The 13,333-nt window shown below is 63.7% G+C and carries 14 protein-coding genes and 1 pseudogene; 10 read left to right on the forward strand and 5 right to left on the reverse strand.

Annotation, left to right across the window (positions count from 1 at the left end; all coding sequences use genetic code 11):
- Position 1: 1 nt before the first annotated feature.
- Together QZ964_RS05790 and QZ964_RS05795 are read left to right on the forward strand one after the other, a co-directional pair.
- Positions 2 to 1,063, forward strand: coding sequence for an A/G-specific adenine glycosylase (locus tag QZ964_RS05790; RefSeq protein WP_292529819.1), 1,062 nt, complete (start codon positions 2 to 4; stop codon positions 1,061 to 1,063).
- Between the two features lie 25 nt (positions 1,064 to 1,088).
- Positions 1,089 to 1,355 carry an Imm74 family immunity protein gene (locus QZ964_RS05795; protein WP_292529821.1) on the forward strand — a complete coding sequence of 89 codons (267 nt, stop codon included), beginning with the start codon at positions 1,089 to 1,091 and terminating at the stop codon, positions 1,353 to 1,355.
- A 6-nt stretch (positions 1,356 to 1,361) separates the two neighbouring features.
- Here QZ964_RS05795 and glpK read toward each other — a convergent pair whose 3' ends face one another.
- Positions 1,362 to 2,858 (reverse strand): glycerol kinase GlpK, encoded by a 1,497-nt coding sequence (gene glpK, locus QZ964_RS05800; RefSeq protein ID WP_292529823.1) that lies wholly within the window; start codon positions 2,856 to 2,858, stop codon positions 1,362 to 1,364.
- A gap of 708 nt (positions 2,859 to 3,566) precedes the next feature.
- Between glpK and QZ964_RS05805 the strand changes: the two genes are divergently transcribed.
- Both QZ964_RS05805 and bfr read left to right on the forward strand, forming a co-directional pair.
- A complete protein-coding gene (locus QZ964_RS05805; protein ID WP_292529826.1) occupies positions 3,567 to 3,803 on the forward strand; it encodes a (2Fe-2S)-binding protein in 237 nt (78 codons plus the stop codon).
- A gap of 26 nt (positions 3,804 to 3,829) precedes the next feature.
- Positions 3,830 to 4,309: a bacterioferritin gene (gene bfr / locus QZ964_RS05810; protein WP_292529828.1), complete on the forward strand. Its 480-nt coding sequence runs from the start codon at positions 3,830 to 3,832 to the stop codon at positions 4,307 to 4,309.
- Positions 4,310 to 4,365: 56 nt separating this feature from the next.
- Here bfr and QZ964_RS05815 read toward each other — a convergent pair whose 3' ends face one another.
- A complete protein-coding gene (locus tag QZ964_RS05815) occupies positions 4,366 to 4,983 on the reverse strand; it encodes an XRE family transcriptional regulator (protein WP_292529830.1) in 618 nt (205 codons plus the stop codon).
- Positions 4,984 to 5,237: 254 nt separating this feature from the next.
- On the opposite strand from QZ964_RS05815, the gene QZ964_RS05820 reads away from it, so the two are divergent.
- The 3 genes from QZ964_RS05820 to QZ964_RS05830 all read left to right on the forward strand — a co-directional run bounded on the left by QZ964_RS05820 (position 5,238) and on the right by QZ964_RS05830 (position 8,052).
- Positions 5,238 to 6,071 carry a UDP-2,3-diacylglucosamine diphosphatase gene (locus QZ964_RS05820; protein ID WP_292529853.1) on the forward strand — a complete coding sequence of 278 codons (834 nt, stop codon included), beginning with the start codon at positions 5,238 to 5,240 and terminating at the stop codon, positions 6,069 to 6,071.
- Positions 6,071 to 7,171: a glycosyltransferase family 1 protein gene (locus QZ964_RS05825; RefSeq protein ID WP_292529832.1), complete on the forward strand. Its 1,101-nt coding sequence runs from the start codon at positions 6,071 to 6,073 to the stop codon at positions 7,169 to 7,171. Before QZ964_RS05820 ends, QZ964_RS05825 begins: the two co-directional genes overlap by 1 nt.
- Before the next feature lie 104 nt (positions 7,172 to 7,275).
- Positions 7,276 to 8,052: a molybdopterin-synthase adenylyltransferase MoeB gene (locus QZ964_RS05830; protein WP_292529834.1), complete on the forward strand. Its 777-nt coding sequence runs from the start codon at positions 7,276 to 7,278 to the stop codon at positions 8,050 to 8,052.
- A gap of 68 nt (positions 8,053 to 8,120) precedes the next feature.
- On the opposite strand, the gene QZ964_RS05835 is transcribed toward QZ964_RS05830, so the two are convergent.
- Positions 8,121 to 8,474 (reverse strand): RidA family protein, encoded by a 354-nt coding sequence (locus QZ964_RS05835; protein WP_292529837.1) that lies wholly within the window; start codon positions 8,472 to 8,474, stop codon positions 8,121 to 8,123.
- Positions 8,475 to 8,632: 158 nt separating this feature from the next.
- Here QZ964_RS05835 and QZ964_RS05840 point away from each other — a divergent pair, with 158 nt between their 5' ends.
- From QZ964_RS05840 to QZ964_RS05850, 3 genes are read left to right on the forward strand one after another with little or no spacing between them, the layout of a single operon-like run.
- Positions 8,633 to 10,774, forward strand: a complete 2,142-nt coding sequence (locus QZ964_RS05840; protein ID WP_292529839.1) for a heparinase II/III family protein — start codon at positions 8,633 to 8,635, stop codon at positions 10,772 to 10,774.
- A gap of 28 nt (positions 10,775 to 10,802) precedes the next feature.
- Positions 10,803 to 12,407, forward strand: a complete 1,605-nt coding sequence (gene purH, locus QZ964_RS05845; protein ID WP_292529841.1) for a bifunctional phosphoribosylaminoimidazolecarboxamide formyltransferase/IMP cyclohydrolase — start codon at positions 10,803 to 10,805, stop codon at positions 12,405 to 12,407.
- A 57-nt stretch (positions 12,408 to 12,464) separates the two neighbouring features.
- On the forward strand, positions 12,465 to 12,779 hold the full coding sequence (locus QZ964_RS05850; RefSeq protein ID WP_292529844.1) for a cellulose-binding protein: 315 nt from the start codon (positions 12,465 to 12,467) through the stop codon (positions 12,777 to 12,779).
- A 69-nt stretch (positions 12,780 to 12,848) separates the two neighbouring features.
- On the opposite strand, the gene QZ964_RS05855 is transcribed toward QZ964_RS05850, so the two are convergent.
- Entirely contained in the window at positions 12,849 to 13,112 is a 264-nt protein-coding gene (locus QZ964_RS05855) for a hypothetical protein (RefSeq protein ID WP_292529847.1), read from the reverse strand.
- An 82-nt stretch (positions 13,113 to 13,194) separates the two neighbouring features.
- Positions 13,195 to 13,333: pseudogene (locus QZ964_RS05860) on the reverse strand (IS630 family transposase); the annotation flags it as partial.

Genomic DNA, 13,333 nt, shown 5'->3' on the forward strand with positions numbered 1-13,333 from the left:
CATGATAAAGCCTTGCGCCAGATCGACCAAACCGGCTGAAGCGTTGCTCGCCTGGTACGACGCCGAGCGGCGCGAGCTGCCTTGGCGTGCGCGGCGCGGCGAATCGCCGGACCCCTATAGGGTTTGGCTTTCTGAAATCATGTTGCAGCAGACGACCGTCGCGACGGTGAAACAGCACTACGAGGCGTTTCTGTCGCGCTGGGCGACGGTCGAGGATCTGGCGTGCGCGCCGCTCGATGACGTTCTCGCGCAATGGGCGGGTCTCGGCTACTACGCCCGCGCGCGCAATCTGCACGCCTGCGCGCGCGCAGTCGCGGATTCTCGCGCCGGATTTCCGCGCGAAGAGGCGGCGCTGCGGCGTCTGCCCGGCATCGGCCCCTATACGGCGGCGGCGATCTCGGCAATCGTCTTCGATCAGCCCTGCGTCGCAGTTGACGGCAATGTCGAGCGCGTCGTCGCCCGTTTCCACGCGATCGGCCAGCCGCCGCGCAAGGTCGCGCCGCTGATCCGCGAACGGGCGTCGGCGCTGATGAGCCGGGCGCGGCCCGGCGATTCCGTCCAGGCGCTGATGGAGCTCGGCGCGCTGATCTGCGTGCCACGCGCGCCCAATTGCGCCGCCTGTCCGCTTTCGTCCTCATGCGCGGCGCTGCGTCTGGGCGCGCCGGCCGACTATCCCGCGCGAGAATTAAGACCGCAAAAGCCCAGGCGCCGGGGCGCGATCTTTATCCTGCGGCGCGGCGACGAGGCGTTACTGCGCCGGCTGCCGCCGAGGGGACTTTTTGGCGGCATGAACGCCTTTCCGTCGACGCCGTTGACGCAGGATGTCCCGGCCGCCGAAGTCTCGCGTTTTGCGCCTTGCGCGGCGCGCTGGCGGGCGCTCGAGCAACCGGTGACGCATGTCTTCACCCATTTTGCGCTGGAAGCGACTGTGTTCGTCGCGCATACGCGCGCCAAATCGGCTCCTTCAGATTGCCGCTGGGCGGCGCGCGCCAATCTCGATAAAGAGGGATTGCCGACGCTCATGCGCAAGGCCGCCGCTCACGCCGGGCTTGTCGACGCGTGAAAAAACCAAACGGCTGGAGGGAGCCATGGCGCGACGCTCAAGCGGCTATGAAGTCGAGGTGACGGAGGGCGCGATTCGCGTGCGGCGCGCCGGAAGAACGCTCACCATTCCCGCCGCGGCGCCCGACGCCGAATCTGAGGAAGACGCCGACTTCGTAGTGCGTCTCGACGATCTCGATCATTGGGACCCGCCCGACGACGAAACCCTGATTGAAATCGAGGAACTGCACAAAATCCTCGACGCCGTTGAAAAACAGCTCGAGAAACACGGTCTGAGCGTCGATTTCGATTAGCGGCGATCAGACCGCCCAGCCGAGCGAACGCTCGACGGCCTTTTCCCAGGAAGAGACGAGACGCGCGCGCTCTTGCGGCGACATATCGGGCGCGAAGCGACGAGATTCGCGTGGATGCGCCGCTATATCGTCCAGACTTGCGTAGACCCCGATGGCGAGCCCCGCCGCATAGGCGGCGCCGACCGCGGTCAATTCCAGCTGGCGCGGCCGAATGACCGGCGCATCGATGATGTCGGCCTGAAACTGCATCAACAAATCATTCGCCGCCATCCCGCCGTCGACTTTGAGCGCGCCGATCTCGACGCCGGCGTCAGCGACCATCGCCGCCAGCACTTCACGGGACTGAAAGGCCGCCGCTTCGAGCGCCGCCCGCGCGATATGGCCTTTGTTCGAATACCGCGTCAGTCCGGCGATGAGCCCGCGCGCGTCGCCCCGCCATCTCGGCGCGAACAGCCCGGAAAAGGCCGGCACGAAATAGACGTCGCCATTGTCGGGAACGCTTTTCGCGAGCGCCTCAATCTCGCTGCTCTCTTTTATGATCCCGAGATTGTCGCGCAGCCATTGCATCAGAGCGCCGGCGATCGCGATCGAGCCTTCGAGCGCGTAACAGGGTTTGGCGTCGCCGAGTTGGTAGGCCAGAGTCGTCAGCAAGCCGTTTTTCGAGACGCGCGGCGTCTCGCCGACGTTCATCAGCAGAAAGCAGCCAGTGCCATAAGTGTTCTTGGCGTCGCCAGCCTTGATGCAGGCCTGTCCGAGCAAGGCGGCATGCTGGTCGCCGAGCGCGCCGGCGAGCGGAACGCCGGCGAGCGCGCCGACGCATTCTCCATAGACTTCGCTTGAAGCGGATATTTTCGGCAGGCAGGCGGGCGGAATGTCGAAGATTCGCAGCAGCTCTTCGTCCCATTCCAGGGTTTCAATGTTCATCAGCTGCGTGCGCGAGGCGTTGGTCGCGTCGACGATATGGCGGCCGCTGGCGGCGCCGCCCGTCAGATTCCAGATGACCCAGGAATCGATCGTGCCGAAAAGCGCTGCGCCCTCGGTCGCGCGCGCACGTGCGCCGGGCGTTTCGTCGAGAAGCCAGGCGAGCTTGAGAGCGGAGAAATAGGTCGCGAGCGGCAGGCCGGTCTTTGCGTGCACCATATCGCCGACGCCCAGCGCAGCGAGCCGGTCGACGGCGACCTGCGTGCGCGTATCCATCCAGACGATCGCATTGTGAAGCGGCGCGCCGGTTGCGGCGTCCCATAGGACCGTCGTCTCGCGTTGGTTGGCGACGCCGACGGCTGAGAGGTCGCACGCCGAAACCTTGGCCTTGGCGAGCGCCGCTTCGATCACGGCCTGCGCATTGCGCCAGATTTCGGCGGCGTCATGCTCGACCCAGCCGGGGCGGGGACAGATCTGGCGGTGCTCGCGCTGCGCCTGGGCGACGATGTCGCCTCCAGCGTCGATGAGGACAAATCGGGTGCTCGTCGTGCCCTGATCCAGCGCGCCCAAGAGTTTCGACATTCATAACCTTCTGATGAACGTAAGTTTCAGCCCTTGTTCAGCGCATGCGCTCTAGCCTGAAAATGGTTCCATCATTTCTCCTTGGAAGGATGCTCCATGAGATCGGCAGCCGTCAAAACCCTGTCAGCGCCAGTCAAATCGGCCTTCGCCGGCCTCGTTTTCGTTCTCGCTTCGAGCGCGTTCGCGCCAGAGGCTGTTGCGCTGCCTGGGATTGATCGAGCGCCCGCCGGGCAGGCGGGGCAGAGCCTCCAGAAGGCGCGATGGGTCTGCGGACCATACCGTTGCTGGCGGCAGCCGGGCTACGGCTGGGGTCCGGCTACGGCTGGGGCGGCCCCCGCTGGGGCGGCGGTTGGGGAAGGCCATATTGGGGCCCGCACTACGGTTGGGGCGGAGGCTGGCGACGCCGCTACTGGTAAAGGCGCAGCTGCCCAAGAGCTTAGGGCCGCGGACAACATCCGCGGCTCATTTTTTGTCCAACTCTTGCCGGCAACCTGATCCATCCAAAATGAAATGGGGTGAACCGGCACGTTCCTTGCCATTCGTTAAGCAGCGGCGTGCTTTTGTCGAAAAGACGACACGCGAGGGTTGGCAAATTATGGGAAACGGTGTAACCTACTGATAGGAAAGGTAGTTTGCAATCTTTCCAAAGAAGAAAGTTTGCGCCCCTGTCCAAAAGTAGTTTGCAATCTTTCCAAACTAGGCTAAGCAATGATCGTCTGTTCGTGCAACGTCCTGTCAGACCGCGATGTGCGCGATACCCTTGGGCCACGAGGCGACCGGCCTTCGGTTGCAGCAGTGTTCCGGCACATGGGTTGCGAGGCGAAATGCGGGCGTTGCGTGCGCAGCATCGTCGCCATCGTTGACCAGCACGCCGCCAGAGGACTGGATGAGTGCCCAGGTGACGGCGATTGTGAGGGCTGTCGCGCCGACGAACTGGCGGCCTAGGTCTATTTCATGGAAAGGATGCGGACATGCGCGGTGACGCGAAGGTCATCGATTATCTCAATCGCGGATTGCGCGCAGAATTGACGGCCGTCAATCAGTACTGGCTGCATTACCGCATCTTCCACAATTGGGGCTTTCTCGAACTCGCCAAGAAGTGGAAAGAAGAATCGATCGAGGAGATGCACCACGCGGATCATTTCGCGGAACGCATCTTGTTTCTCGAAGGCTTCCCGAATATGCAGGTGCTCGATCCCTTGCGCATCGGCCAGTCCGTTGAGGAAATCATCAAGGCGGATCTCGCCACAGAACTCGACGCCCGCAACCTCTATCTCGAAGCCGCAGCTTACAGCCTGTCGATCAACGATCGCGTTTCCGAGCAGCTTTTCGAGGGAGTGGTCAAGAGCGAGGAAAGGCACATCGACTTCCTCGAGACGCAGCTTGAGTTGATCAAGCAACTCGGCGTGCAGCTCTACTCGCAAAAACACGTCGGCGAATTGCATTCCTGACGCGCGGACAGCGCCATCGACCGCCGCAGGCGCATTTAACCCTGCGGCGGCGAAGTTCATTCCATCACCGCCGCTTTCAGAATGCAGACCATTGTCGCCTGCGCCGGCGTTTTTCCCAGGTTGCGGATGACGTGAGGCCTGTCGCAGCGGTAGCGCAGGGTCTCTCCCGCTTTCACGCTTGACTTTGCGCCCGCCACTTCGACCTCGAGTTCGCCCTCGCGCACCGACAGGCTCTCGACCGCCCCGCGCTGATGGGCGTCGGATTCCAGCGCGCCTCCAGGGTCGGCGGCGAATTCATAGCACTGCAGCCATTCGACCGTTTTGATCCAGCCGATGATCGCCAGACGGCATTTGCCGTCGTTCGAGACCAAGATCGGCGTGTCGGCCTTGCTGGTCTTTTCGAGGAAGGGTTCTTCTTCCGTCGTCTGCAGCACCCGCTCGATCGAGACGTCGAGCGCCTGCGCCAGGCGCCAGATCGTGGCGAGCGTCGGATTGGTTTCATTGCGTTCGATCTGGCTGATGATCGATTTGGCGACGCCTGACTGCTGTGAGAGTTCGGAAAGCGACAAATTATAGGCCTTCCGCAGGCGCTGCACGGTCGCGCCAAGCTGACCCGAAAGCGCCAGCGCGCCCGCCTCCAGCATTTTCTGCCTATCCTGGCCTTCGACGCCCATAGTCCCTGGCGCTTCGGCGGCGCCCGTCCGTTCAGAATCGATCCGGCAAGATATCCGCTTTCGTTCGAAATATCGAACGCGCTGCTTCCGGCTCTGATGCAGCTTGGTCGTCTTCGACCCGTGTCATGTCATCTCGCTGTGATGCGAATCTGGTCAATCAGCCCATGCGGCGAAGGCGAGAGGCGAACAGGCTCATGCTCGACAGAAACGCCAGGGCGAATATCTCCCATGCGGCGCGCTCCGAAAAGGCGCATATGTCGGAACCAACAAGCGAACATGCAGTTAAGCGCTATCGGACTCTGTTTCTGTCCGATTTGCATCTCGGCGCGAGAGGCGCCCAGGCTGAACTGCTGGTCGATTTTCTCAAGCATAACGACGCCGATACATTCTACCTCGTCGGCGACATCGTCGACGGCTGGCGTCTGAAGAACGGCTGGTACTGGCCGCAGGCCCATAATGACGTCGTCCAGAAGCTCTTACGCAAGGCGCGGAAAGGCGCACGCGTCATCTATGTGCCGGGCAATCACGACGAATTCGCGCGCGATTACACGGGGCTAAATTTCGGCGGCGTTGAGGTCGTCGACGACGCGCTGCATGAGACCGCCGACGGCAAGACCATGCTCGTCATTCACGGCGACCAGTTCGACATTGTCGTGCGCAACGCCCGCTGGCTCGCCTTCTTCGGCGACTGGGCCTATGATTTTGCGATTGTCGTCAACACTTGGTTCAACCGTGCGCGCCGGATGTTCGGCGTCGGCTATTGGTCGCTTTCGGCCTGGGCGAAGCTGAAGGTCAAGAACGCCGTCAATTTCATCGGCGATTTCGAGAACGCTTTGGCCTCAGAGGCCGCGCGGCGCAATGTCGACGGAGTGATCTGTGGCCACATCCATCACGCGACGATCAAGACCATCGGCGGCAAGCTCTATGTCAATACCGGAGACTTCGTCGAAAGCTGCACCGCGATCGCTGAACATCAGGACGGAACTTTCGAGATTTTGCGCTGGCATAATACCGCGGCTGAACGCGAGGCGGCGGAGGCCGCAGAAAGCGCCAAGGCCTTGCCGAACGAGAGAGCTGTGGCGGCCTGATGAGAATATTGGTGGCGACGGACGCTTGGCGTCCGCAGGTGAATGGCGTCGTCCGATCGCTTGAAACCATGGCGCAGTCAGCCCGCGCGCTGGGCGCCGAAATCGACTTTCTGACGCCGCGCGACTTCAACTCGCTGCCGATGCCGACCTATCCCGAAATCGGGCTGGCGCTCGCCTCGCCGCGCGCCGTTCGCCGACGGCTCGAGGATGGCTATGATCACGTCCATATCGCGACCGAAGGCCCCATCGGACTCGTGACCCGCGCCGTGCTGCTGCGGTCGCGCCGCTGCTTCACGACGAGCTTTCACACGCGCTTCCCCGAATATATTCAGGCGCGCTTCGGACTTCCCGTCGGGCTTTCCTACGCGGCTTTGCGCCGCTTCCACAACGCCGGCGCCGGCGTGATGGTGTCGACGCCGAGCCTTTCTCGCGAATTGTCGGAGCGCGGATTTCGGCGGATTTTGCGCTGGTCGCGCGGCGTTGACCATGCGCTGTTCACGCCCGATGCGGTGGCGCCGCTCCCCTTTGAGCGGCCGATTTTCCTTTATGCGGGGCGACTCGCCGTCGAGAAAAACATCGAGGCCTTCCTGTCGCTTGATTTGCCGGGAACGAAGCTCGTCGCCGGCGACGGGCCGGCGCGCGCCGGGCTCGAAGCGCGATTTCCGCAGGCCCGGTTCCTTGGCGTGAAATCGAGCGCCGAACTTGCGGCGCTTTACGCATCATCGGACGTTTTCGTCTTTCCGAGCCGCACCGACACATTCGGCATTGTGCTGCTCGAAGCGATGGCTTGCGGCCTGCCGGTCGCGGCCTATCCGGTAATGGGTCCGCTCGACGTCATCGGCGCGAGCGGCGCTGGCGCGCTGGACGAGGATTTGCGGGCGGCGGCGCTCACCGCGCTCGACATCAGCCGAGAGGCGGCGCGGGCGCATGCGCTGACTTTCACCTGGGAGAATTGCGCCCGGCAGTTCCTCGACAATATCCATTACGCTCGCGGCGCGGCCGCGCTCGGCGGCGTCGGATTGGAGGCGCTGCGCGCGACAAGCCAGGAATCGGCAGGCGAGCGCCGCTCCGCCAAAAAGCGCCAGCCTGTCCAGCCATAAACTTGGTTTCCTCGCGGCGTGTGCGGTCGCCATGGCTGGAGACCGGCCGGCGAAGCCGCTATGGTCGGCCTCGCCGCAATCCCAGCGTGCGCCGGAGCGCCTTGTTGAATCTTTCGCCTGAAGAGATCGAACGCTACGCAAGACATCTCGTGCTGCGCGACATCGGCGGGCCCGGCCAGAGCAAGCTCAAGAAAGCGCGGGTTCTCGTCATCGGCGCCGGCGGGCTCGGCGCGCCGCTCTTGCAATATCTCGCCGCGGCCGGCGTCGGCGCTCTCGGCGTCGTCGACGACGACGCCATTTCCCTGTCCAATCTCCAGCGTCAGGTGATCCACGCCACGCAGGACGTCGGCCGCCTGAAGGTCGAAAGCGCGCGGGAGAGCGTCGCCCGCATCAATCCGCATGTCGTCGTGGAGCCGCACGCGCTGCGACTCGACGAGACGAATGCGCGAGCGCTGATCGCGCGCTACGATATTGTGGCCGATGGGTCGGATAATTTCGCGACGCGCTATCTGGTTTCCGACGCCTGCTTTCATGAAAGAAAGCCGCTCGTCACGGCCGCGCTCGGCGGTTTCGACGCATCGCTGACGACGCTGCGGCCCTTCGAGCGCGGCCCCGAGGGGCCGAATCCAACCTATCGCTGCCTGTTTCCGACGCCGCCGCAGCCGGGCGAAATTCCGACTTGCGAAGAAGCCGGCGTTCTCGGCGCGCTCGCCGGCGTCGCCGGCGCGATGATGGCGCTCGAAGTCGTGCGTGAGATCGTCGGCTTTGGCGAGGGGCTGGTCGGCCGCCTGCTGCTCATCGACGCGCGCGGCATGCGATTCGAGACCGTGCGTTACGCCTTCGATCCGGAAAATCCGCTGAGCGGGGCGGGCGCGCATTAATAGATGCGCGCCTTTTTTGGTTGCGCATTTTCAGCGCCGAACCTGCGTCCAGCTCGGCGGAAAATGCGCTATAGCGCCGCAATGACGGCGATCTCGACCTTATAGGCCGGCGACACGAGCTTTGCTTCGACAGTGGCGCGCGCCGGCGGATTGGCCTTGTCTACCCATTCGTCCCAGACGCCGTTCATCTCGGCGAAGGTCGAGATATCGGCAAGATAGATCGTCGCCGAGAGGATATTCGCCTTGGCGCTGCCGGCTTCAGCAAGGAGCGCGTCGATCTGCGCGAGAATTTCGCCGGTCTGATCGGCGACCGATCTGCCCTTGGTCTTGTCGGCCACCTGGCCGGCCGTATACACCGCGTTGCCGCGAACGACCGCCTGGCTCATGCGTGGCCCCGCGCCGATTCTCTTAATGCTGCTCATCTCGCCTCCCTCAATGCCGCGCGGGTTAAGGCGCGGCTCGCGAAAAATTGGAACCCGGCTTTTCGCTTAAAGCGCGCTTCACGCCTAGAGCAACCCGTGTGATCTGAATCATTTTTGTTTTTTGAAATTCCTCTTGAGCAGGGAGCGCGGGAGTCCGTTTGTGGCCTTTGACTTGGGAGGCGCCGCATGCTCGCTGCTATTCCCTTGATCTGGGCGAGCGTGCGATCGCGTTGGTCGAGGGCGGGAGGTCGCGCTGCGGCTCGGCAATTGATGATTTCGGCCTCGTCCTTTGCAGCGACCGGCAGTTTCTGGGAAAAGCCGGGCAAGAAGGCGCGCGCCTCGACGCTGGACGCGCACGCGGACTGGTTGTTGGTTTTGGTCGCCGGCGAACCGGACTTGCGACCTATGGCTACTGGAAAACGACGACCTTCTTGGCCGGCCTGCGGCGCGACGCCATCATCGCCCATGACGGACATGCGTCTCTAGACTATAAGCGGAAGGCGGGTTTGATATTGCCGACTGGCGCGCGGCGAGTTCGGATATTGCGCGAGCGCCGCTATCGGAGGACGCCACTGAGCGCGACCATGTTGCGGGATCGGGTACGGCTGGCCAGCGTCTCGGCGGCCCGGGCGGCAGGGGCCTTCGCACGAGGCGCGGCCGCGCCCTATCATCTTATGACTTCGATGGCGATCGCGCCGCCGGAGCGGCTGCGTATCGCGCCTCCCGACCTCAGAACGACCGACTCGACCGTCGCAGACCAGATTTACGCCGGCTATTTCTCTTTCGAAGGCAAGACCGTGCAGGCGAGAGGCGTATCGCCGTTTCTCGCTACGGCGCCGTCCGAGGGCTGGCGGCGCTCGCTTGCCGGCTTCTCCTGGCTAAGGCACCTGCAAGCGTTCGACAAGAAGGTCGCGCTCGCCAACGCGCAGGCGCTCGTGGCCGACTTTCTTTCTCTTCCAAAGCTGCCGCCCGACGATCCGGCGATGGAGCCCGCCGTCGTCGCACGGCGCCTCCTTTCCTTTCTCTCGCAGTCGCCGACGCTGCTCGACGGCGGCGACGCCGACTTCTACGACGCCTTCATGCTGGCGCTTGCGCGCAACGCGCGGCTGCTTTGGCGCGCCTTGGCCGGAGGCGGCGCGCGCGGCGCCGATCGCCTTTTCTGCGCTATTGCGCTTGCCGAATTCGCCGTTTGCGCCGACACCGGCCGCAAAATTGCGCCGCATGTATCGCGGGCCCTCAGCACGGAGCTCGACCGCCAGATTCTCATCGACGGCGGCCATGTGAGCCGCAATCCGCAGGTTGCCGTCGACCTGCTTCTCGACCTGTTGCCGCTGCGGCAGGTGATCGCGGCGCGCGGCCTGCAAGCGCCGCCCGCCGTCCTGCGCGCGATCGACCGGATGATGCCGATGCTGCGGATGCTGCAGCACGGCGACGGCTCTCTGGCGGTGTTCAACGGCATGGGAGCAACGGCGCTGGATCGGCTGGCAAGCGCGCTCGCCCATGAGGACTCGCGTGGCGCGCCGCCTGTCAACGCTCCTTACGCCGGCTATCAGCGCATGGAGGCAGGCGACGCGCTCGTCATCGTCGACGCCGGCGGGCCGCCACCGTTCGAATTCTCGAACTCTGCGCATGCGGGCTGCCTGTCATTTGAATTTTCGATCGGGATCGAGCGCGTTATCGTCAACTGCGGCGCCGCTTCGGCGCCGCATTTAGACGCCCGGGAACTGGCACGCGCCACCGCCGCGCATTCGACTCTTGTCGTCGGTGACCGCTCCAGCGCCCGCATCGCGCCACAAAGCGCGCCGCGCCGGCGCGCCGGGCGCATTCTCGCCGGCCCGCGCAACGCCGAAGTCGAGCGCCGCCGTTTTGAAGGCGGGACGACGCTCATTTTGTCGCACGACGGCTATGCCCGCGATTTCGGCCTTATCCACGCGCGCGAACTGTCCCTTACGGCGGATGGCGCCGTGCTTCTCGGAGTCGATCGGCTCCTCGCTTCGGAAGGCGTCAGACAGGCGGAAGCGAGCGACTTCGCCGTGCGCTTTCACATTCACCCGCGCGTACGCGTTGCGCCGCGCGCCGACGGCGCGATCGAACTCAATCTCGCCAATGGCGATATTGTCGTCTTCGAGGCGCAAGGCCTAACTCCCGAAGTCGAAGACAGTATTTTTTTCGCCGCGCCCGGCGGCGCGCGCAAATGCGCGCAGATCGTTTTGCGCGGGACGGCGGCCGCCGGCGCCGAGATCGCTTGGAGTTTCCGGCGGCGCGCCGGCGAGCAGGTTCCTCCCGACGACCAGGTATGATAAGCGCGGCGCGATTGAGGAGTATGCAATGCCCGTCGATTTGCGCCGCGTGTCGCGCGCGCTGATTTCCGTTTCCGACAAAACCCACCTTGTCGAATTTGCCCGGGCTCTGGCGGCACATGGGGTGGAGCTTGTCTCCACGGGCGGCACGCGCAAAGCGCTCGCCGAAGCGGGGCTCGCGGTTCGCGACGTCGCCGATCTCACGCAGTTTCCGGAGATGATGGACGGCAGGCTGAAGACTCTGCACCCCAAGGTGCACGGCGGTCTTCTGGCGATTCGCGAAAATCCCCAACATGAAGCGGCGATGCTCGCGCATGACATCCAGCCGATCGACCTTCTCGTCGTCAATCTCTATCCTTTCGAGTCGACGCTTGCCCAAGGCGCGCGCTTCGAAGAATGCGTCGAAAACATCGACATCGGCGGACCGGCGATGATCCGCGCCGCGTCGAAGAATCACGACGACGTCGCCGTCGTGGTCGATCCCGAAGACTATGCTGCTCTGGTCGAGGAACTCGAGGCGACGGGGGGCGCGACGCGCCTCGCGACGCGCCGGCGGCTTGCGCAGAAAGCCTTCGCCCGCACGGCCGCCTATGACGCCGCGATCTCCAATTGGCTCGCGCAGGAGCTTGGCGAAGCCTCGCCGCCGCTGCGCGCCTTCGGCGGTCGTCTCGCCGAGCCCATGCGCTATGGCGAAAATCCGCATCAATCGGCCGGCTTCTATCTCACCGGCGAGCAGCGGCCAGGGGTCACCACGGCGCGTCAGCTCCAGGGCAAACAGCTTTCCTATAACAACGTCAACGACACCGATGCGGCCTTCGAATGCGTCGCGGAATTCGATCCGACGCGGACGGCGGCCGCCGTCATCGTCAAGCACGCCAATCCCTGCGGCGTCGCCGAAGGCGCGACCCTGGCCGAGGCCTATGCAATGGCGTTGCGCTGCGACCCGGTTTCCGCCTTCGGCGGCATCGTCGCGCTCAATCGCAGGCTCGACGCCGATGCGGCGCGTGAGATCGTCAAGATTTTTACCGAGGTAATCATCGCTCCCGACGCCGACGAGGAGGCGATCGCCGTCATCGGCGCCAAGAAGAACCTGCGTCTGTTGTTGACCGGCGGGCTGCCCGATGCGCGCGCGGCGGGCTTGACCTATCGTTCGGTTTCGGGCGGCTTTCTCGCGCAATCGCGTGACAATGCGGTGGTCGACGACATGAAGCTGCAGATCGTGACGAAGCGGCAGCCGACGTCAGAGGAGCTCGCCGATCTCCAATTCGCCTTCCGAGTCGTCAAGCATGTGAAGTCGAACGCGATCGTTTACGCGAAAAACGCAGCGACAGTCGGAATCGGCGCCGGACAAATGTCACGCGTCGACTCCTCGCGCATCGCCGCGCATAAGGCGCAGGAAGCCGCGCGCGCGGCGGATTTAGCGGCAAGCCTGACGGAAAGTCTCGCGAAAGGGGCTGTCGTCGCCTCGGACGCCTTTTTTCCATTCGCGGATGGATTGCTGGCGGCGGCCGAAGCAGGCGCCACGGCCGTCATTCAGCCCGGCGGCTCGATTAACGATAAGGACGTGATCGCCGCGGCGGACGCGCAGGACCTTGCTATGGTCTTCACCGGCGTGCGCCACTTCCGGCACTAGCCATGCGTCAGACGCTCCGGCTAAACTGGCGCACCGATGCGGACAGGGAGTTTGAAAATGCGTAAGTCTTGGAAATTGGCGTTGGGCCTCGCCCTGATGTGCGCGCTTGCGTCGAGCGACGCATTGGCGAAACAGCGCAAGCCTGTCGGGCAAGTCGCCGCAACGCACGGCGACGATTTCCCGATTCCTCTGCCGCATAATCTCACAACCGGCAATGACTGGCTCGACGACGGCGCCGGTTCGGCGGCGCAGGGGAATCTCCAGCCCAATCGTTACGCCAACGACAATTACTTCCTCGAGCAACAGGATTTCACGCTTCAAGATCCGCAGCGCTACAATGAAATCGGCCAGTTTTTTGATTACGATTGGTAAACTGCGCGCGTCCTGAATGAAAAAGGCCGGCCCGAACCGGCCTCTTCATGATCTTTGAATCGGTCAACGCTAGCACGCGGGCACGGTGCGATAGCCAACCACATAGCCATAGCGGCTGTAGATGGGTTCGCGCACATAACCGCAGTCCGGGCCGCTCGCAGCCGCGGCCGCCATGGCGCCCAGCGCCAGCGCGCCGCCCACGGCGTAAGGCGCCCAGCCATAGCCATGATGATGCCACTTCGACCAGGCCAAAGCCGGCGTGGCGCTGCCGACCGTCGCGGCGAGAGCGGCGGCGGCGAGGGTCGTAGAAACAATCTTCTTCGAGTTGGACATGACGCTCTCCTTGCGGGTCATCGCAATTTTCTCTTTGCGAATAGGAGCAATCTAGTAGAGCGTTTCTTTGGATCGACTCATATCATGCCGCGATGTCGATCTTGTAAGTCCAGGTATGAACGACAGGCTCACGGTTAACGTCGTCGATTGCCTCAATGATTCGATCCTTCAACTCCTGTTTGGACGCGACGCGGATATGGCGAAGTGCCGATCGCGCGAGC

This window comes from Methylocystis sp., assembly GCF_021731785.1.
Lineage (GTDB): Bacteria > Pseudomonadota > Alphaproteobacteria > Rhizobiales > Beijerinckiaceae > Methylocystis.